The sequence below is a fragment of the Nonomuraea sp. NPDC049129 genome (assembly GCF_040648495.1).
In the GTDB taxonomy this organism is placed as follows: domain Bacteria; phylum Actinomycetota; class Actinomycetes; order Streptosporangiales; family Streptosporangiaceae; genus Nonomuraea.
Map to the genome: position 1 here is coordinate 313,705 of NZ_JBEZDU010000002.1, position 19,383 is coordinate 333,087.

A 19,383-nucleotide genomic window follows, 5' to 3' on the forward strand; every position below is an offset into this window, starting at 1 on the left:
CCATGTACCGCGTCCCGCGGCATGTGGAGGATGGACTCTAGGAGGACCTGGGTGAGTGGCCGTAACTCGTTTATGATCGTCGCGAACCGGTTGCCGGTGGATCGAACGGTCGAGCCGGACGGGACGGCCTCATGGCGCAGGAGCCCGGGCGGGCTCGTCACCGCCATCGCTCCCGTCATGCAGCGCCGGCACGGCGCGTGGCTGGGCTGGCACGGCGCCGCCGACGAGCGCCTGGAGCCCTTCGACCAGGACGGCATGAGCCTGGTCCCGGTGCCGCTGTCGGCTCGCGAGGTGGAGCTCTACTACGAGGGCTTCTCCAACGCCACGCTCTGGCCGCTCTATCACGACGTGGTGGCGCCGCCGGTGTTCGAGCGCGACATGTGGGACGCCTACACCACCGTCAACCAGCGCTTCGCCGAGGCCGCGGCCGAGGTGGCGGAGGAGGGGGCGGTCGTCTGGGTGCAGGACTACCAGCTCCAGCTGGTCCCGGCCATGCTGCGCAGGCTCCGGCCGGACCTGCGCATCGGCTTCTTCCTGCACATCCCGTTCCCGCCGGTCGAGCTGTTCTGGCGGCTGCCGTGGCGCAAGGAGCTGGTCGAAGGGCTGCTCGGGGCCGACCTGGTGGGCTTCCAGCTGCCCGGCGGCGCCGCCAACTTCCGGCGGCTGTGCCGCAGGCTGCTCGGCCTGCCGTACAAGGGGAACGAGATCTTCCTCGACGACCGGATCGTGACCACGCAGGCGTTCCCCATCTCGGTGGACTTCGCCGAGCTCGACACGATGGTGCGCCAGGAGCACATCATGACCCGCGCCAAGGAGATCAGGGCGGAGCTCGGCGATCCTGAGCACGTGCTGCTCGGGGTGGACCGGCTGGACTACACCAAGGGCATCGGGCTGCGGCTGGAAGCGTTCGGCGAGCTGCTCAAGGAGGGGCGGCTGCAGCCCAACGAGGCGGTGTTCGTGCAGATCGCCACGCCCAGCCGGGAGCGGGTCGACGAATACCGGCGGCTGCGCGACGACATCGAGCTGCAGGTCGGCCGGATCAACGGCGAGCACGCGATGCTCGGGCTGCAGCCGATCCAGTATTTCCACCAGTCGTACGGCCGCGAGGAGCTGGCCGCGCTCTATCTGGCCAGTGACGTCATGGTGGTCACGCCGCTGCGTGACGGGATGAACCTGGTCGCCAAGGAGTACGTCGCCTGTCACCACGACCTGCGGGGCGCGCTCGTGCTCAGTGAGTTCGCGGGGGCGGCCGACGAGCTGCGGCAGTCGTACCTGGTCAATCCGTACGACGTCGAGGACGTCAAGCGCCAGATGATGACGGCGATGCGGGCCACGCCGCACGAGCTGGCCCGGCGGATGCGTACGATGCGCCGCCGGGTAGCCACCTACGACGTGGACCGCTGGGCAGGAGAGTTCCTCAATGCCCTTGAGACACCTGCTTTACCGTCTTCCACGCCTCATACCGCTTCTTGGCGGTCCGGTTGACCACGATCTGCGCCACGGACATCCCGACGCCCATCACCACGGCGTAGCCGATGGCCTCGCCCATGCTGACCTCGGGTGAGTCGGTGTCGATCGGCGGCTCTTTGCCGGTGGTCTTCACCCAGACGAACCCGAGGATCTTGCGTGCCGCCCAAGCGGTGGCCAATCCGACCAGTCCCCCGATGACCCGCCAGGCGAGGTCAGGCTTGTCGTCTGCCATCCGAACGTCTCCTTCCGCTATGTAACGAACCCTAGTCTGTAACGCTTCCTGGGCCGGTGAAGCCGTACCATAAGGAGGCATGAATCAGCAGCGACTACGCCATGCAGCCATGCCGGAGAAACCGACTCTCGACGGCTTGGAGAAGGTATGGGTAGAGCGCTGGGAAGATGACGCCATCTACCGGTTCGACAGGTCCAAGCCGTGGGAGCAGATCTACTCGATCGACACCCCGCCGCCGACCGTCTCCGGTTCCCTTCACGTGGGTCACGTCTTCTCCTACACGCACACCGACACCATCGCCCGTTTCCAGCGGATGCGCGGCCGCGAGGTCTTCTACCCCATGGGTTGGGACGACAACGGCCTGCCCACCGAGCGGCGGGTGCAGAACCACTTCGGCGTCCGCTGTGACCCTTCGGTGCCCTATGACCCGGACTTCACACCTCCGGCCAAGCCCGATCCCAAGCGGCAGGTCTCCGTCTCGCGCGGCAACTTCATCGAGCTGTGCGAGCGGCTGACCCTCGAGGACGAGAAGGCGTTCGAGGAGCTGTGGCGGCGGCTGGGGCTGTCCGTCGACTGGTCGCTGACGTACGCGACCATCGACGGCGGCGCGCGGGCCGCCTCGCAGCGGGCCTTCCTGCGCACCCTGGCGCGCGGCGAGGCCTATCTGGCCGAGGCGCCGACGCTGTGGGACGTCTCCTTCCGCACCGCCGTCGCCCAGGCGGAGCTCGAGGACCGCGAGTGGCCGGGGGCCTTCCACCGGGTCTCCTTCTACGGCGAGAAGGGGCCGGTCTGGATCGAGACGACCCGGCCCGAGCTGCTGCCCGCCTGCGTCGCCCTGGTGGCGCACCCCGACGACGAGCGGTACAAGCCGCTGTTCGGCACCTCGGTGCTGACGCCGCTGTTCGGGGCCGAGGTGCCGGTGCTGGCCCACCACCTGGCCGAGCCCGACAAGGGTTCCGGCATCGCGATGGTCTGTACGTTCGGCGACCTCACCGACGTCACCTGGTGGCGCGAGCTGGCGTTGGAGACCAGGCCGATCATCGGCAAGGACGGCCGCCTGCTGCCCGAGCCGCCCGAGGGCGTCGAGCAGGAGCCGTACAAAGAGCTGGCCGGCAAGACCGTCCACAGCGCGCGTGAGCGCGTCGTGGAGCTGCTGCGCGAGTCCGGCGACCTGGACGGTGACCCGCGCGCCACGAAGCGGATGGTGAAGTTCTACGAGAAGGGCGAGCGCCCGCTGGAGATCGTCACCACCCGCCAGTGGTACATCCGCAACGGCGGGCGCGACCCCCAGCTGCGCGAGCAGCTCCTGGCCAGGGGCGCCGAGCTGCGCTGGCACCCGCCGCACATGAAGGTCCGCTACGACAACTGGGTGCGGGGGCTGGCCGGCGACTGGCTGATCTCCCGGCAGCGCTTCTTCGGCGTGCCGATCCCCGTCTGGTACCCGCTGGACGCCTCGGGCGAGCCCGACTACTCCCGCCCGCTGGTGCCGTCGGAGGACCTGCTGCCGATCGACCCCTCCTCGCAGGTGCCCGACGGCTACACCGCGGACCAGCGGGGCGTGCCGGGCGGCTTCATGGGCGATCCGGACATCATGGACACCTGGGCGACCTCGTCCCTCACGCCGGAGATCGCCGGCGGCTGGGAGCGGGATCCCGACCTGTTCGCCCGGGTCTTCCCGATGGACCTGCGGCCGCAGGCGCACGAGATCATCCGCACCTGGCTGTTCTCCACCGTGGTCAGGGCGCACCAGGAGTTCGGCACGCTGCCGTGGCGTGACGTGGTCATCGCGGGCTGGATCCTCGACCCCGACCGCAAGAAGATGTCCAAGTCCAAGGGCAACGTCACGACGCCGCTCGGGCTGCTGGAGGAGTACGGCTCCGACGCGGTCCGCTACTGGGCGGCCAGCGGGCGGCCGGGCACCGACACGGCGTTCGACACCGGGCAGATCAAGGTCGGCCGGCGGCTGGCCATCAAGATCCTCAACGCGTCGAAGTTCGTGCTCGGCTTCCCGGAGTCCGAGGCGGCGGTCACCGAGCCGCTCGACCTGTCGATGCTCGCCCAGCTCTCAGGGGTGGTCGAGGAGGCCACCCAGGCGTTCGAGGGCTACGACTACACCCGGGCGATGGAGGCCGCCGAGCGCTTCTTCTGGGCGTTCTGCGACGACTATCTGGAGCTGGTCAAGGCCAGGGCCTACGAGAGCGGTCCGGCGGCCGCCTCGGCGCACGCGGCGCTGCGCCAGGCGCTCGACGTGCTGCTGCGGCTCTTCGCGCCGTTCCTGCCGTTCGTCACGGAAGAGGTCTGGTCCTGGTGGCGGCCGGGCTCCGTCCACCGCGCGGCCTGGCCGTCGGTCCCGGCGGGCGCGGGCGACCCGGCGGTGCTCGCCGTGGCCTCCGACGTGCTCGGGCGCATCCGCAAGGCCAAGTCGGCCGCCAAGCTGTCGATGCGCGCCGAGGTCTCCCGCCTCACCGTGTCGGGCCCCGAGATCGCCCTGGTACGGCTGGCGCAGGACGACCTGTGCGGCGCGGGCAACGTCGAGGAGTTCGTCCTCGACGAGGGTCCCGAATTCGCCGTCGAGGTGACGCTGGAGGAGCAGTAGCCGCTAGTAGTCGCACACCCCCGAGGGGAAGATCGCCTCAAGGCGGGCCTGCTCCTCGGGGGACGGGCGCCACGAGCCGTACAGACCGCGCGCGATGGCCCTGGACACCGGCTGCAGGCGGCACTTGTAGACGCCGCCCTCCAGCGGACCGCCCGCCACCACGCGAGAGGTGGAGTAGAGCGGGAAGCGCGCGGTGCAGGCACCGGCGGCGCGCTGGTCCAGGATGCCGTCCCACACGTGCGGACCCGCGGCGATCTGCGCCCCGGAGCTGGTGAAGCAGCGGTCCACGGCCGCCGCGGGCTTGTTGCCCGCCACCCCGCGCCACGGGCGCGAGCGGATGTTGGCCATCCACTGGTCCATCACCTGCAGCGCCTCGGGCGTCTGGTCGAAGGCCGGCCCGTCGGGGCGGGCGTCGGTGAACCAGATGACCTGGTTGCCGGCGTTGCCGTCGTAGTTCAGCATCCGCTGCCGCGAGACGAACGACTGGTGCGAGTCGTGCATGTCGAGCTGGTCCTCGAGATAGTGGCGCCAGTCGATGATCGGGATGGCGATGTCGCCCCTGAACACCAGCCCGCTGCGCTCCACGTTCTTGATCGCGATCGGGTCGCCGGTACGTCGGGGGGCCGGGTCGCCGGTCCGTATGTTGCGCGAGCTCCACGGGTCGAACTGGGCGGTGTCCTGGCAGAGGGAGGGGGTGAACGGGCAGCCCTCGCGCACCATGTCCTTCGACTCCTTCCAGGAGCCGGCGCGCGCGTTGACGTCGAGGAACTCCGCGGGCGTGATCACGCCCTTCACCAGCGCGCCCAGGCCGTACTGGACGCCGACGTTGTCCCAGGTGGAGCGGGCGTAGCCGTCGGGGGCGACGCCGTAGATCTCGCGCAGGTCGTCCCAGTGCGTCCACTGGATCGTGTCCTTGACGCCGGGCGGGTCCATTTTGGCCCACTCCGGATCGTTGTTGGAGGTCCAGAGGGGGTTCATGGTCAGCGGGGTCAGCCCGCGCCAGCCCTTGACGCACTCGTCGGAGCCCGGCTTGCCGGTGTAGGGGTTGTCGACGGTGTCGCTGGCGTTCATCCCGATCAGCGCGGTCCGCGCGTCCCAGGAGGCCCAGCGCGGGTTGTGGTCCATGTAGCGTTCGAGCAGCTCGCAGTCGCCGACGTGGATGGTCTGGGTGACCATGTCGGGATAGGAATACTGCGGAATCGCCGCGTCGATCACCGCGGTGCCGTAGTTCTGGCCGTAGATGTACTGCTGGAGGGCGCCGCCCGAGGCGCCCACGCCGACGGTGTAGAGCGGCACCCCGTACTTCTCGATGAACCGCTCCTTCACCATCAGCGCGGTCTCGCCGCCGAGGATCAGGTTGTAGTGCGTGGAGGTACGGGTGCCCGAGGAGAACAGGATCGCGTAGCCCTTGCCCAGCCCGTACGCGTCGAGCGCGCTGCCGCCGATCGTGCCCTGGTCGTGGCCGATCCCCACGCCGCCGTCGAAGCGGTAGATCGCCCGGCCGTTGTAGCCGTCCTCCAGCATCGCGATGGAGTAGAGGAAACGGTTGATCACGCCGCGCTCGCGGCGCACCACGAAGTCCACCGTCCGGCCGTCGAGCGTGGTGGTGGTCGACATGTCCGCGGGGCGCTCGGCGGGCATCGTCTTGAACGCGCCGTCCGTCGCGCGGTAGAGCCGCTCCGTCAGCACCGGCGCGAAGCAGTCCCTGCTCCAGCCGCCCGTGGTGCGCATGCCCTGGCCGTCCTGGTTGTCCGCGACGGGCGGGCCGAGCCCGCTCCGCTCCGTCTTGCACAGGAAGGGGTACTGGTGCGGCCCCGAGAAGATCGGTCCCGAGATCGGGTGGTTGCGTAATTTCAGGGTTTCTTTGAACGGCCCCGCCAGTGCCTTGATCGTGTTGTCGCCGTCGATCAGCCCGGTCACCAGGCCGCTGAACGACTGGCCGCCGGGATCCGGCTTGAAGGACGCGGTGACGTCATCGCCGTTGCGCAGCACCTTGAGCCGCACGCCCTGGCTCACCCGTACCCTGACCAACGCGTCCCCGCCACTCACCTGGTCGGCGCGGCTCGACAGCACGTCGAGCGCGGGTTCGCCGCGCGAGGCCAGGGCGGGCACCGGGGCCGCCACGAGACACGCGATCACCGCGGTGATCGCGCTCACCTTAACCAGCGCGACGGTCCTCATGTGCATGACGGTGACATGTGATCATGCCGTTGCCCAGACCCGATCTTTTATCCACGCGCACATATGTCCTTGACGTGCCAGTCTTGAACACGTGCTGACCGACCGCCCAACCAAGCTCGTGCCACCCGTGCTGGCCAAGATGGCGGCATGGTGCCTGTGCCTGATCCTCGTCGGCGTGGTCGTCTACTTCTTCGTCCAGGGCATCGCGCGGCTCAGCTTCGTGGCCCTGCCGGTCGCCATCGCCCTGCTGCTGACCGCGCTGCTGTTCCCGCTCACCAGGAACCTGCGCGAGGCGGGCATGCGCCCCATCTACGCCACCTGGATCACCATGCTGGTGGCCCTCGCGGTGCTCGTCGGCACCGGCTGGCTGGTCGGCGCGCGGGCCACCGAGGAGTTCCCCAACCTGGTCCAGCAGGTCCAGTCCACCGCCCGCGACGTACAGAACTGGCTGATCACCGGCCCACTGCACCTCAAAGAGGCGCAGATCACCAGCTACGTCGACGAGATCGCGACGATGGTCAACGCCCAGCGCACGGCCATCACCAGTACGGTCCTGACCGCCGGCGCCGTCGCCTTCGAGGTGCTCGCGTCCCTCGTGCTGCTGCTGTTCGTCTCGTTCTTCCTGCTCAAGGACGGCGACCGGATCTGGTCGTGGTTCCTGCGGGGGTTCGGCTCGATGGCGCCGCGCGTCGACCGGGCGGGGCGGGCCGCCTGGACCACGCTCTCCCACTACGTGCAGGGCACCGTCGCGGTCGCCGCCGTACACGGCGTGATCATGGGCATCGTGCTGGCCGGCATGGGAGTGCCCCTGTGGGCGCCGCTGGCGGTGCTGATCTTCTTCGCCAGCTTCATCCCGATCGTCGGCATCTTCTTCGCCGGTACGATCGCCACCCTGGTCACGCTGGGCGCCAAGGGACCGCTCTACGCGTTGATCTTCGTCGGCATCCTGATCGTCGAGCAGCAGCTGGAGAACCACGTGCTCCAGCCGCTCATCGTCGGCCGGGCGCTCAACTTCCACCCGCTGGCCATCATCCTCGTGCTGTCCGTCGGCGGCATCCTGGCCGGCATCGCGGGCGCGGCGGTGGCCGTGCCCGTGGCGGCGGTGATCTACCGGGCGCTTCCCGAACTTTTCCACAAACCGCCCGCCCTGCCACCCGGGCCCACCCCGGCACCCGCCCCGCCTCCGAGCCCCCCACCTCCGGGCTCGCCGGTCGAGGACGCCAGTCCGCCTGGTAGCGAGTAACCTCGTCACCCGTGACCACCTCGCCACGGGATCTCGGAGATCGGCGGCCGTCTCCCCGCTCTCACGAGGGCTCCCGGCGGCACGACACTCCACCCGCCTGCCCGGTGCGACGGGATCGCGGGCGGAAGGGCGTACCTTGAGGCTGAGGGGGCGCATCGCCGCCGAGCACCATGACCATGAGGTGAACCCTTGACCGACGTGCAGGTCCTCATCCAGCGACTCGACGACGGGCTGCCGGTGCCGTCCTACGCCCATCCGGGCGACGCGGGCGCCGATCTCTACGCGGCCGCGGACGTCGAGCTGCTGCCCGGAGAGCGGGCCATGGTCGGGACGGGCGTCGCGATCGCGCTGCCCGACGGCTACGCCGCGTTCGTGCACCCTCGCTCGGGCCTGGCCGCCAGGCACGGCGTCACGCTGGTCAACGCGCCAGGCACGGTCGACGCCGGCTATCGCGGCGAGATCCGGGTGACGGTGATCAACACCGACGCCAAGGAGCCCTTCCGCCTGAGCCGCGGTGACCGGGTGGCCCAGCTGGTCGTCCAGCGCGTCGAGCGGGCGGCGTTCACCGAGGTGGAGCAGCTGCCCGGCTCGGCCCGCGGCACCGGCGGTTTCGGATCAACAGGACGTTAACCAGGGAGAGTGAGCACAGTGTTCCGACGACGCCGTCGTGAGCAGCCGGATCAGGCGGCAGAGCAGCAGGCATCCGCCGCCCCAACGCGCGAGTCCGGCCCGTGGGACGCCGACGAGCCCCACCCCGAGACCGACAGGATCGACCTCGGCGGACTGCTCCTGCCGCACAACCCGGACTTCGACCTGCGGCTGGCCTCGGTGGGAGACCAGAACGTCGGGGTCGTCGCGCTTTATGAGGAGAGTTCGCTCCAGCTCCAGGCGCTGGCCGCGTCCAAGAGCATGGGGCTCTGGGACGAGGTCAGGGCCAAGATCCGGGCCGGCGCCGACAATCTCGCCGAGCAGGAGGGCCCCTTCGGACCCGAGCTGATCGGCGAGATCAGCGGCGAGGGCAACACCACCCGCAAGGCCCGCTACATCGGCATCGACGGGCCGCGCTGGTTCGTGTTGGCGATGATCAGCGGCCGCGCCGCGCTCGACGAGAACGTGGCGAACGTCTTCCTTGACTTCATCAAGGACGTCGTGGTCGTGCGGGGGACCGAGCCGATGGCCCGGGAAGAACCGATCACCCTGCGCCGGCCCAACGAGCAGAGCGCCGAAACGGTCGACAGCCAGGGGCTCAACCCGTTCAAACGAGGTCCCGAGATCAGCGAGATTCGCTGACCGCCCACATCACGTAGGCTGAGTCATCATGAGTACGGCAGAGCCCCCCAAACGCGGGGGATTGCGCGGGTTCTTCAGCCGGCTGGCCTCCACCCAGTCCGAAATCGAAGCCCAGGAACTACGGGAAGACGTCGACGAGGTCGGCGCGACCCCGATCGTCTCGTGTGGCGGCCGCCGCCGCTTCTGCGTGGCCGGTACGCTACGTACCGTGACACTGCGACCCAGGGGCGGCGCGCCCGCCCTTGAGGCCGAGCTCTACGACGGGTCCGACGTCATCGACCTGGTGTGGCTCGGCCGCCGCAAGATCGCGGGCATCGAGCCCGGGCGCACTGTCAAGGCCGAAGGCCTGGTCAGCATGCAGGACGGGCGCAAGGTGATGTTCAATCCTCGATACGAGCTGCGCCCAGGGAGTTGATCAGGTGAGTGCTGAGGCGGAAGAGGTCGCCCACGACACCGTGGAAGCGGCGGTGCGAGCCCAGCTCGCCAAGGCGTTCGGGGGAGTGCGCGGGATCATCGAGGCGGCGGTGCCGACCATCGCGTTCACGCTGTCATGGATCATCACCGAGGACCTGAAGACCTCGCTCATCGTCAGCATCTCGCTGGCGGTCCTGCTCCTGCTGGCCAGGCTCGCGCAGCGGTCGACGCCGCAGTTCGTGATCAACAGCCTGATCGGCATCGCCATCGGCGCGTTCTTCGCCAGCCGCAGCGGCGACGCGAAGGACTATTTCCTGCCCGGCATCCTGTGGAACGCCGGCTACTCGGTGGCGATGCTGCTGTCGATCGTCACCCGGTGGCCCGTGGTCGGGTTCCTGATCGGCTCGGTCACCGGTGACCCCACGGCCTGGCACAAGGATCCGGGCATCGTGAAGCTCTGCGTCAAGCTCACCTGGCTGCTGATGCTCCCGTGCGTGGTCAGGGTGGCCGTGCAGCTGCCCGTGTGGCTGCTGGGCGGCGGCGACGAGGCCGTGGCCGCCCTCGGTCTGGCGAAGATCGCGATGGGCTGGCCGCTCCAGGTGGCCGCGCTCGGCGCGATGCTGTGGCTGCTCGGCAAGGGGCGAACGCCGATCAAGCCGCCGGTCGCCCCCGCCTGACATTTCTCAGTGTTGTGAGAGCAGGTGCGCCAGCTCCTGCTCCACCTCCTGGTTGGCGACGAACAGGAGTTCGTCGCCCGCCTCGAGCGGGTCGTCGTTGGTCGGCACCAGCACCCGGCCCTCGCGCAGGATCGCGACCAGCGCCGAGTCGTTGGGCCACGGCACCGAGCCGGCGCGCTGGCCCACCACGGGCGCGTCCTCGGCCAGGGTGAGCTCGACCAGGTTGGCCTGCCCCTGACGGAAGGTCATCAGGCGCACCAGGTCGCCGACGCTCACCGCCTCCTCGACCAGCGCGCTCAGCAGGCGCGGCGTCGAGACCGCGACGTCCACGCCCCACGACTCGTTGAACAGCCACTCGTTGTTGGGGTGGTTGATCCTGGCCACCACGCGCGGCACGCCGTACTCGGTCTTGGCCAGCAGCGACACCACGAGGTTGACCTTGTCGTCCCCGGAGGAGGCGACGACGACGTGGCAGTTGTTGAGCCCCGCCTCGTCGAGCGAGGCGATCTCGCAGGCGTCGGCCAGCAGCCACTCCGCCCGCGGCACGCTGTCGATCTTGATGGCCCTGGGGTCGATGTCGATCAGCAGGACCTCGTGGCCGTTCTCCAGCAGCTCGGCCGCGATGGATCGGCCCACGGCCCCCGCTCCGGCGATGGCGACGCGCATCAGTGGTCCTCTTCCGGTGCCGCCGCGAGCACCTTGTTGATCCGGTCCATGTCGCTCTCTGTGGCGATGACGTGCAGCACGTCGCCGTCCTGGATCACGGTGTCGTCGGCGATGACCAGGGCCTCGCCCATGCGGTTGAGGTAGGCGACGCGGACCCTGCCCCGCTCCTCCAGCTCGACGGCGCGAGTGCCGATCCAGCCGGTGTGCGTGGCGACCTCGGCCAGGACCACGGTGCCGGTGGGGTCGCGCCAGAGCGGCTCGGCGCCCTCGGGCAGGATGCGGCGCAGGATCTGGTCGGCGGTCCACCGCACGGTCGCCACCGTCGGGATGCCGAGGCGCTGGTAGACCTCGGCCCGCCGCGGGTCGTAGATGCGGGCCACCACATTGTCGACGCCGAACGTCTCGCGCGCCGCCCGCGCCGAGATGATGTTGGAGTTGTCGCCGCTGGAGACCGCCACGTACGCGGAAGCGGACTCGATGCCCGCCTCGGTGAGCACGTCGCGGTCGAATCCGACACCGGTCACCCGGCGCCCCCGGAAACCGGCCCGCAGCCGGCGAAACGCCTGCGGATCCCGGTCGATGATCGCGACCGTATGGCCGTTGTCCTCGAGGATGTGAGCCAAGGTCGAACCGACCCGGCCACATCCCATGATCACTATATGCATACTCCCCCGCACTTCGCGGTCGGCCGGTTGCTCGACACCAGTATGGCGCGATAGGGGAGCGCAACGTCGGCGCCCCTACCGCGGGGGGCTAGCATCTCGTAACGTGGCGAAGGTAACGGATCTTGTCAAACGCGTGCTGGTGGGCCGGGCGCTGCGCAGCGGCCAGCTCCACGAGCAGCTGCTGCCCAAACGCATTGCCCTGCCGGTCTTCGCCAGCGACGCCCTGTCCTCTGTGGCGTACGCGCCGCAGGAGATCCTGGTCATCCTGTCGCTGGCCGGAGTGTCGTTCTACGCCTACAGCCCATGGGTCGCGATCGCCGTCGTGGTCGTGATGCTCACGGTGGTGGCGTCGTACCGGCAGAACGTGCACGCCTACCCGAGCGGTGGCGGCGACTACGAGGTGGCCACCACCAACCTGGGCAAGAACGCCGGCCTGACCGTGGCCAGCGCGCTCATGGTCGACTACGTGCTGACCGTGGCGGTGTCGGTCGCCAACGGCGTCGACTACGTGGGCGCCACGATCCCCTTCGTCGGCGAGCACAAGCCGGCCGTCGCCATCGTCATCGTCGTCCTGCTCACCGTGGTCAATCTGCGCGGTCTGCGCGAGTCGGGGGCCGCCTTCGCCGTCCCGACGTACGCGTTCATGATCGCGGTGCTCGGCCTGATCGCCTGGGGCGGCTTCCGGCTGCTGGTGCTCGGCGACGAGCTGCATGCGCCCAGCGACGGGTTCACCATCGACGCCGAGCAGACCAACCTGACCACCTTCGCCGCCGCCTTCCTCATCCTTCGCGCCTTCTCCTCCGGCTGCGCGGCGCTGACGGGCGTCGAGGCCATCAGCAACGGCGTGCCCGCCTTCCGCAAGCCCAAGAGCAAGAACGCCGCCACCACGCTGCTCATGATGGGCCTGGTCGCCATCACCATGTTCGGCGGCATCATCGCGCTGGGCCTGGCCTCGGGCGTGAAGGTGGCCGAGCCGTCCGTGGTGGCCACGGACCTGCACGGGCCCGACGGGCAGCCGGTCGGCCCCGGCTACTACCAGCAGCCGATCATCTCGCAGGTGGCCGACGCGGTCTTCGGCGGCGGCTCGCTGCCGTTCGTCATCATCTCGGCGGTCACCGCGCTCATCCTGTTCCTGGCCGCCAACACCGCCTTCAACGGCTTCCCGGTGCTCGGCTCGATCCTGGCCCAGGACCGCTACCTGCCCCGCCAGCTGCACACCCGCGGCGACCGGCTCGCCTTCTCCAACGGCATCGTCATCCTGGCGCTGGGCGCCTGCCTGCTGCTGTGGGGCTTCGACGCCGACGTCAGCCGCCTGCTGAACCTGTACATCGTCGGCGTCTTCGTCTCCTTCACACTCAGCCAGATCGGCATGGTCATCCACTGGACCCGCCATCTCAAGACCGAGACCGACCCCAAGATCCGGCACCAGATGCACCGCTCGCGGGTGATCAACTTCTTCGGCGGCATCATGACCGGGCTGGTGCTGGTCGTCGTACTGCTGACCAAGTTCCTGGTCGGCGCCTGGATCGTGTGCTTCGCGATGCCGATCCTGTTCCTCATGATGAAGGCCATCAGGCGCCACTACGACAACGTGGCGGCCGAGCTGGAGATCACCGAGGAGTACGACGAGTCGACGCTGCCGGCGCGCAACCACGCGATCGTGCTCGTCTCCAAGATCCACAAGCCGACGCTGCGCGCGCTCGCCTACGCCCGCGCCACCCGGCCGTCCACGCTGGAGGCGATCACCGTCGGCGTCGAGGGCGCCGAGGCGCGGCAGCTCCAGGACGAGTGGGAGCGCCGGGGCATCCCGGTGCCGCTCAAGATGCTCGACTCGCCGTACCGGGAGATCACCCAGCCGATCCTCGACTACGTCAAGACGCTGCGCCGCCGCTCGCCGCGCGACGTGGTCACCGTGTTCATCCCCGAGTACGTGGTCGGGCACTGGTGGGAGCACCTGCTGCACAACCAGAGCGCGCTGCGGCTGAAGGCGCGGCTGCTGTTCAAGCCGGGCGTCATGGTGACGAGCGTGCCGTGGCAGCTCCATTCCTCCGACCGGCTCAAGGGCCGCCCCGAACCGGCCGCCCCGGGTGCCTCGCGCCGGGCGGGACATCAGGTGGTCCAGAAGCAGGTCAAGGCCGGAGACCACTCCGCGTAACGGACTAAGTCCGGAAAGTGGCAGTGCCGGTCAGGGCATAGGGTGTCCGTGTGGAACAGGCATCTCTCGAGCTGACGGTAGGTCCGGTCGCCCATGGCGGTTGGTGCGTGGCGCGCCATGACGGGCGCGTGGTGTTCGTACGCCACGCGCTGCCCGGCGAGCGGGTCATCGCCGAGGTCACCGAGGAGACGACCCGCTTCCTCCGGGCCGACGCCGTGCAGGTGCTGGAGCCGTCGCCCGACCGCGTGGTCCCGCCCTGCCCCTACGCGGGCCCCGGCCGCTGTGGCGGCTGCGACTGGCAGCACGCCACCCAGGAGGCCCAGCGTGGCCTCAAGGCCGCCGTGGTGGCCGAGCAGCTGAGCAGGCTGGCCGGCATCGAGCGCGAGATCGTGGTCGAGGAGGTGCCCGGCGCCAAGGACGGGCTCGGCTGGCGCACCCGCGTACAGTTCGCCGCCCGGCCCAGCGGCGAGCTCGGCTTCCGCAGGCACCGCTCGCACGACATCGAGGTCGTCGACGCCTGCCTGATCGCGCACCCGGAAGTGGAGGCCGTCGGCGCTGAGCAGCGCGAGTGGCAGGGCGCCTCCGCCGTCGAGGTGATCGCCTCCTCGACCGGCGACCGGGCCGTGGTGGTCAGGCCGCGCCCCAGGCGCAGCGTGACCGTGCCCGACCTCGACGCGCCCGCCTCGATCCTGCTCGACCAGGGCAAGGGCCACACCGTCCCGCGCAAGGGCTCGGGCGTGCTGCGCGAGCAGGTGGGCGACCGCGAGTTCAGGGTGGCGGGCAGCGGCTTCTGGCAGGTGCACCCGGGCGCCGCCGAGACCCTGCTGGACGCCGTCCTGTCCTACGCCGCGCCGGAGCCGGGGGAGTGGGCGCTGGACCTCTACTGCGGGGTCGGCCTGTTCGCCGCCGGCCTGGCGGAGGGCGTGGGGGAGCAGGGCGCGGTGTTCGGCCTGGAGTCGGAGGCGTCGGCCGTCCGCGACGCCCGCGCCAACCTGCGCGACCTGCCGCAGGCCCGGGTGGAGCGGGGACGGGTGGAGGAGGCGCTGGACCGGTTCCAGATCGAGCGGGCCGACATCGTCGTCGTCGATCCGCCCCGGTCGGGGCTGGGGCGCGACGTGGTCCACCGGATCACCGCGCTGGAGTCCTCGCGGATCGTCTACGTCTCGTGCGACCCGGCGACGCTGGCCCGCGACCTGGCCTGGTTCGGCGACGACGGCTACGGGCTGGTCGACCTGCGGGCCTTCGACGCCTTCCCGATGACCCACCATGTGGAGTGCGTGGCACTGCTGGCCAGGGGCTGACGCGGTTCTGGGAAGCTGACCGTCCTTACCTGGAGCTGTTCTTGGCAAGCACTTCGGACACCCGCCCGCCCATCGACGCCGCGCTCGTCAGGCGCCTGGTCGACGCCCAGTTCCCGCAGTGGGCCGAGCTGCCTCTGAAGCTGCTCGACCCGGCCGGCTCGGACCATGTGATCTACCGGCTGGGCGAGGAGCTGTCCGTCCGGCTGCCCCGCCACACCGGGGCCATCGGGCAGGCCAAGAAGGAGTACGAGTGGCTGCCCCGGCTCGCCCCGCACCTGCCGCTGGCCATCCCGGTGCCGGTGGGGGTGGGTGAGCCCGGCTACGGCTATCCCTGGCCGTGGGCGGTGTCGCGCTGGCTGGACGGCGAGGTGGCGACCGTCGAGACCCTGGCCTCCTCTTGTGAGGCCGCTGTCGAACTGGCGGACTTCCTTACTGCCCTTCAGCGGTTCGCGCCCGGGGACATCCCGGCCGCGCGTACCCGAGAGGACCTCACCGGGCGACCACTGGCAGACCGGGACCGCGCCACGCGTGCCGCCATCGCGCAGGTGGGCACCACGTCGGGAGCCGCGTCTGGAGCCGCGTCTGGAGCGGCGTCGGGCGCCGCGGTCGACGCTGCTTTGGGTGCCGTTTTCGACGCCGCGGCCATGACCGAGCTGTGGGAGGCCGCGCTGAGCGTGCCCGGATGGGATCGCCCTCCGGTCTGGTTCCACGGCGACTTCCACACCGGCAACCTGCTGACCGCCGACGGCCGCCTCAGCGCGGTCATCGACTTCGGCGAGCTCGGCATCGGCGACCCGGCCCGCGACCTGACCATCGCCTTCACCCTGATGTCGGCCGAGAGCCGGGCCGCTTTCCGTGCGGCGCTCGGCGTGGACGACGACACCTGGACCCGCGGCCGCGGCTGGGCGCTGGCCACCGGCCTGAACGCCTACACCTCCTACGCCGCCACCAACCCCCGGGTCGCCGCGCAGACCACCCGCCAGATCACCGAGGCACTCATCGGCTAGCGTCTCTCCGGCCCTCTCAGGAGGTGAGCGGGTGAAAGTGAGATTCCGCGAGCCGGGCGGGCGCCGCACGGCTGGCCAAGATCGAGCCCCGGCCGGCCTTCGACCTGATCGGGTAGGCGGCTCACGCCTTCGGGGGCAGGCCGCCGAGCCAGCGTTTCGCCGCGCGTGCCGTACGCAAGCGGATCACCGTCACCTCCGGATGGCGGGTGACGAGGTCGGCGGTCTGCGTTCTGCGGCGCTGGTGGTGCGTCCACGCCCACCGGATCGGGTGGTCGGGTTCGAGCCAGGAGCTCCAGTCCTCCCGGTTGCCGTTCCACAGCTCGCGCCGGGTGATGGCGCGGCCGAGTGAGCGGCGTACGACCCGCCACATCACGGTGCGGCGCGGCAGGTCCAGCCAGACGGCCGTGTCGGTGCGCTGCCAGAGGAGGTCGCCCAGGAAGCGGTGGTACTGGTCCTCGGTCACCCACTGCTCGCCCCGGCTGAACTCGTCCACATCGGCCTCGAACTCCGGCCGCTTGACCCAGCCGGGACCGTGATGCAGGGCGTCGAGCTCGTGGCGGGGCAGGCCGAGCCGGGCGGCCAGCCTCCTGGCGAGCGTCGTCTTGCCCGACCCGGAGATGCCGCAGACGATGATCCTGTTCACCGTCCTAGTTTGACGGCACGCGGAATTGGGTGCTGGATGGGATGACCATGAACCCGCCCACCGAACCGGACGGCCGCCTGACGGCGTTCGGCAACCAGTTGATCGAGGTGCACCTCTGGCTCCGTGAGGAGCTGGCCCGGCTGCGCGAGGACGTGTACGCCCATCCCGAGCGGCCGCGGGAGCTGCGGGCCCACTGCCTGACGTTCTGCTCGGCCGTGACCAAGCACCACAGCGGTGAAGACGAAGGGGCCTTCCCCGCTCTGGCGGAGCAGTTCCCCGAGCTGCGGCCCGTACTCGATGAGCTGGCCCGTGACCACCGGCAGGTGGCCGACATCATGCGGGAGCTGCAGGAGCTGCTCGGCGACCTGGAGGCGGATCCCGAACGGGTGCGGGCCGACCTGGACGGTCTGGCCGCCCTGCTGGAGTCCCACTTCGTCTACGAGGAGAGGCGGCTCATCTCGGCGCTCAACGCGCTGGACGCCCCCGGGTGGCGTGCGGCCGCGCCCGCCTTCCTCAGCCGGGGACAGATGGGGTAGCGGGAGTGTGATCGCGCCGCCTCGCGTGGTTCGGAGGCTCAGGCGAAGCGTTCGATCGTGACGGGGATCAGGCCCTGCTCGCGGATCGCCTGCCGGTGGTGGTGGAGCAGGGCCCCGATGGCGGACTCCGGGCCGGCCCCCAGGCGTACGGTCACGTCCAGACACCAAGCGATCCCCGGCCCGATCCGGCGCAACTCCCAGGTGAAGGTGTGACCCGCGGCGGTCGCCGTCGCCGTGCCGACCACGCGGGCCAGGGGGTCGTCGATCGGCTCCAATCCCAGGGCCGAGCGAATGTTCCCCAAGTTGTGCGGTTCCCCGGCGAACAGGATGCGGTAGTGGCGTGACCCGGTCGTGCCCAGGTCGAGCGGGGCGGCGGCCGGTAACGGCTGGCGTTCGCGGAACAGGGCGCGGATCTCGGCCTCCTGCGGCAGCTCGCCCCCGCCGCCCGCCTGGTAGGCCCGGCCCGCGTCGTGACGGCTCACCGCGGTCACCCGTGCCCGCAGGTGGGCGTCGGTACGGATGTCGCGGCTCGATGCGGGCGAACTCCGCCAGGCACCGGCCGCCGCCGACCACTCGGCACTGTCGATGGCAGCCGCGGTGTAGTCGTCGCAGAGCACGAACTCCTCGACCAGGATCCCCAGGGGCGGTGCTCCAGAATCTCCGCCGTCCGTCTCAGCCAAGATCAGGTAGTAGTCCAGCAGGGCATCGTCCGCGACCTCGTCGCTGCCGAGCTCTTGGACGCACCGCCGCATAGCCTGCCTCCTGCGCTCTGTTCCACTACGGACCCGAAGATATGCCATCGCTCGGCTGAAGGCCGAGTTTGGAGCACTTGCAGGTGAGAGGCCGAGAGAACGAAATCCTCCCGGCTTCTCGGCCGCAGCGCCTCTCGGGCCCGGTCTCCCGGTCGCGGCGCGTAGCGGGTGGGTCGGGCCGGCCTGGTTACTTGATCGACCTGATGAACTCTTCATAAACGGCATCCGGCACGATGACAGGGTGCACGTGCGGATTCTTGCTGTCGCGTATCGCGACACGGCCGCCCCGCAGCCGGGCGACTTCGACGCAAGAGCCATTGTTGCTGCACCGGCTTGATCGCTGCCAGGCGGCCGTCAGCAGGTCTTTTTCCATTATGTGGACTCCCGTGGTGAATGGTGATTTTCCTGCGCCATTGCAGGTCTCCATCGCTGTCGATCGTGGCGCGCGATCAGGTCGCGAGTGAGCTCGGGCGTCAGGGCGTGATCTGCCAGATTCTCGAAGGCACGTTGAAATTGATAGATATGTGTCTCATCTGTGCTGATCGTCCCGGAGCCTACGTTGTCCATGTAGAGCAGCCGCTGCTCGACCTCTTCACCCGGAGAAAGCTTGATAAGAAGGAAGGAGCCGTCCATGATCTCGCGGTCGGCGTCCAGCGGCAAAACGCGGAGAGTTACGTTGGGAAGTTCAGATATTTCGAGCAATCTAACCAGCTGGGCGTGCATCACAGTGGCGTCACCGATGCGCCGCAGCAAGACGGACTCATCGATAATGGTATTGAGCTGAAGCGGGTGATCGGAGGTCACGCGATCCTGGCGGCGCATGCGGAGGGTTACGCGCTCCTCGAGCTCGCGCGGCGTCAGGGTGCTCTCGATTCTTTTCCAAGCGTTCAAGAGGCATCGCGCGTAGTCCGCAACCTGGAATAATCCCGGTACAACCCGTATTTCCCATTCCTCGATCAGGTCGGCGACGGCTTCGAAATCCAGGTACTGATGAAAATCATTGGGCGGCGTCGAGGAGGCGCGCCACCATGGATGCGCGGGGGAATGATCAAGCAAGGTCACCAGTCGCTGACGATCAGCGGCGGTGGCCTGGTACAGGTTGAGCAGGATGTCGAGATCCTCCGCTGAAATTCCGATACGCGCGTTCTCGATCCGGCTCACCTTGGAGGTGGACCATCCCAAACGCGCCTTGAGGTCTTCGCCGGTCAGAAAAGCACTTTCGCGCATCCTGCGGAGTTCGGCGGCCAGCATCCGGCGCTGGATCGACGGCGATCTAGGCAAGTTGCCGCTCCGCGGACTCGCGGAAGCCCAGCGTGTGCCCGGTCATCGTTGACCTTCTCCCAGACGTAAGGAAAGCATCTCTGCATGCAACCTTGCATGCAGAGTTAGCGTAGCTCACTCTGGGCTTAGGAGGCAGGATGACTCGCGCGGAATCCCGATAGGCCGACCGTCCCGCCTCCCACCTCAGGGCGGACTGAGATCAGGCAGGGTCGAATGGCAGCTAATGGTGGCGAAACACCTGCCGTGAATAACTGCCCGGCCCCTCGCAGACCTC

At 69.3% G+C, this 19,383-nt stretch carries 19 protein-coding genes; 11 read left to right on the plus strand and 8 right to left on the minus strand.

Going from position 1 to position 19,383, the window contains the following annotated elements:
* Positions 1 to 51 precede the first annotated feature (51 nt).
* Positions 52 to 1,485, plus strand: a complete 1,434-nt coding sequence (locus AB0B64_RS06495; RefSeq protein ID WP_358175164.1) for a trehalose-6-phosphate synthase — start codon at positions 52 to 54, stop codon at positions 1,483 to 1,485.
* Here AB0B64_RS06495 and AB0B64_RS06500 read toward each other — a convergent pair.
* A complete protein-coding gene (locus AB0B64_RS06500) occupies positions 1,418 to 1,702 on the minus strand; it encodes a DUF4235 domain-containing protein (RefSeq protein ID WP_357940820.1) in 285 nt (94 codons plus the stop codon). The genes AB0B64_RS06495 and AB0B64_RS06500 overlap by 68 nt on opposite strands.
* Positions 1,703 to 1,781: 79 nt before the next feature.
* Between AB0B64_RS06500 and valS the strand changes: the two genes are divergently transcribed.
* On the plus strand, positions 1,782 to 4,298 hold the full coding sequence (valS, locus tag AB0B64_RS06505) for a valine--tRNA ligase (RefSeq protein WP_357940822.1): 2,517 nt from the start codon (positions 1,782 to 1,784) through the stop codon (positions 4,296 to 4,298).
* A gap of 3 nt (positions 4,299 to 4,301) precedes the next feature.
* On the opposite strand, the gene AB0B64_RS06510 is transcribed toward valS, so the two are convergent.
* On the minus strand, positions 4,302 to 6,479 hold the full coding sequence (locus AB0B64_RS06510; protein ID WP_357940824.1) for a DUF6351 family protein: 2,178 nt from the start codon (positions 6,477 to 6,479) through the stop codon (positions 4,302 to 4,304).
* Between the two features lie 91 nt (positions 6,480 to 6,570).
* On the opposite strand from AB0B64_RS06510, the gene AB0B64_RS06515 reads away from it, so the two are divergent.
* The 5 genes from AB0B64_RS06515 (at position 6,571) to AB0B64_RS06535 (ending at position 10,103) form a co-directional block, all read left to right on the plus strand.
* Positions 6,571 to 7,722 (plus strand): AI-2E family transporter, encoded by a 1,152-nt coding sequence (locus AB0B64_RS06515; protein WP_357940826.1) that lies wholly within the window; start codon positions 6,571 to 6,573, stop codon positions 7,720 to 7,722.
* Between the two features lie 189 nt (positions 7,723 to 7,911).
* On the plus strand, positions 7,912 to 8,352 hold the full coding sequence (gene dut, locus AB0B64_RS06520; RefSeq protein WP_357940828.1) for a dUTP diphosphatase: 441 nt from the start codon (positions 7,912 to 7,914) through the stop codon (positions 8,350 to 8,352).
* 9 nt (positions 8,353 to 8,361) lie between these two features.
* A complete protein-coding gene (locus tag AB0B64_RS06525) occupies positions 8,362 to 9,012 on the plus strand; it encodes a DUF3710 domain-containing protein (RefSeq protein WP_357940830.1) in 651 nt (216 codons plus the stop codon).
* A gap of 28 nt (positions 9,013 to 9,040) precedes the next feature.
* Positions 9,041 to 9,427: an OB-fold nucleic acid binding domain-containing protein gene (locus AB0B64_RS06530; protein ID WP_214635894.1), complete on the plus strand. Its 387-nt coding sequence runs from the start codon at positions 9,041 to 9,043 to the stop codon at positions 9,425 to 9,427.
* Between the two features lie 4 nt (positions 9,428 to 9,431).
* On the plus strand, positions 9,432 to 10,103 hold the full coding sequence (locus AB0B64_RS06535) for a DUF3159 domain-containing protein (RefSeq protein ID WP_357940832.1): 672 nt from the start codon (positions 9,432 to 9,434) through the stop codon (positions 10,101 to 10,103).
* 6 nt (positions 10,104 to 10,109) lie between these two features.
* Here AB0B64_RS06535 and AB0B64_RS06540 read toward each other — a convergent pair whose 3' ends face one another.
* Together AB0B64_RS06540 and AB0B64_RS06545 are read right to left on the minus strand one after the other, a co-directional pair.
* On the minus strand, positions 10,110 to 10,769 hold the full coding sequence (locus tag AB0B64_RS06540) for a TrkA family potassium uptake protein (protein ID WP_357642476.1): 660 nt from the start codon (positions 10,767 to 10,769) through the stop codon (positions 10,110 to 10,112).
* Positions 10,769 to 11,434 carry a TrkA family potassium uptake protein gene (locus AB0B64_RS06545; RefSeq protein ID WP_357940834.1) on the minus strand — a complete coding sequence of 222 codons (666 nt, stop codon included), beginning with the start codon at positions 11,432 to 11,434 and terminating at the stop codon, positions 10,769 to 10,771. Before AB0B64_RS06545 ends, AB0B64_RS06540 begins: the two co-directional genes overlap by 1 nt.
* A gap of 103 nt (positions 11,435 to 11,537) precedes the next feature.
* Here AB0B64_RS06545 and AB0B64_RS06550 point away from each other — a divergent pair, with 103 nt between their 5' ends.
* Genes AB0B64_RS06550 through AB0B64_RS06560 form a run of 3 tightly spaced genes read left to right on the plus strand, consistent with a single transcriptional unit; the run spans position 11,538 to position 15,897 of the window.
* Positions 11,538 to 13,589 carry an APC family permease gene (locus tag AB0B64_RS06550; RefSeq protein ID WP_358175166.1) on the plus strand — a complete coding sequence of 684 codons (2,052 nt, stop codon included), beginning with the start codon at positions 11,538 to 11,540 and terminating at the stop codon, positions 13,587 to 13,589.
* 50 nt (positions 13,590 to 13,639) lie between these two features.
* Positions 13,640 to 14,890 (plus strand): class I SAM-dependent RNA methyltransferase, encoded by a 1,251-nt coding sequence (locus tag AB0B64_RS06555; protein WP_357940838.1) that lies wholly within the window; start codon positions 13,640 to 13,642, stop codon positions 14,888 to 14,890.
* 41 nt (positions 14,891 to 14,931) lie between these two features.
* On the plus strand, positions 14,932 to 15,897 hold the full coding sequence (locus tag AB0B64_RS06560; protein WP_358175168.1) for an aminoglycoside phosphotransferase family protein: 966 nt from the start codon (positions 14,932 to 14,934) through the stop codon (positions 15,895 to 15,897).
* A 121-nt stretch (positions 15,898 to 16,018) separates the two neighbouring features.
* Here AB0B64_RS06560 and AB0B64_RS06565 read toward each other — a convergent pair whose 3' ends face one another.
* A complete protein-coding gene (locus tag AB0B64_RS06565; protein WP_358175171.1) occupies positions 16,019 to 16,540 on the minus strand; it encodes a hypothetical protein in 522 nt (173 codons plus the stop codon).
* 41 nt (positions 16,541 to 16,581) lie between these two features.
* Between AB0B64_RS06565 and AB0B64_RS06570 the strand changes: the two genes are divergently transcribed.
* A complete protein-coding gene (locus tag AB0B64_RS06570; protein ID WP_358175174.1) occupies positions 16,582 to 17,076 on the plus strand; it encodes a hemerythrin domain-containing protein in 495 nt (164 codons plus the stop codon).
* Between the two features lie 38 nt (positions 17,077 to 17,114).
* Here AB0B64_RS06570 and AB0B64_RS06575 read toward each other — a convergent pair whose 3' ends face one another.
* The 3 genes from AB0B64_RS06575 to AB0B64_RS06585 form a co-directional block, all read right to left on the minus strand.
* The gene (locus AB0B64_RS06575) at positions 17,115 to 17,828 is read right to left on the minus strand and encodes a hypothetical protein (RefSeq protein WP_358175177.1); all 714 of its coding nucleotides are present in this window, start codon (positions 17,826 to 17,828) and stop codon (positions 17,115 to 17,117) included.
* Between the two features lie 187 nt (positions 17,829 to 18,015).
* Positions 18,016 to 18,201: a DUF397 domain-containing protein gene (locus tag AB0B64_RS06580; protein WP_357940848.1), complete on the minus strand. Its 186-nt coding sequence runs from the start codon at positions 18,199 to 18,201 to the stop codon at positions 18,016 to 18,018.
* Entirely contained in the window at positions 18,201 to 19,079 is an 879-nt protein-coding gene (locus AB0B64_RS06585; protein ID WP_358175180.1) for a helix-turn-helix transcriptional regulator, read from the minus strand. Before AB0B64_RS06585 ends, AB0B64_RS06580 begins: the two co-directional genes overlap by 1 nt.
* Between the last annotated feature and the right edge of the window lie 304 nt (positions 19,080 to 19,383).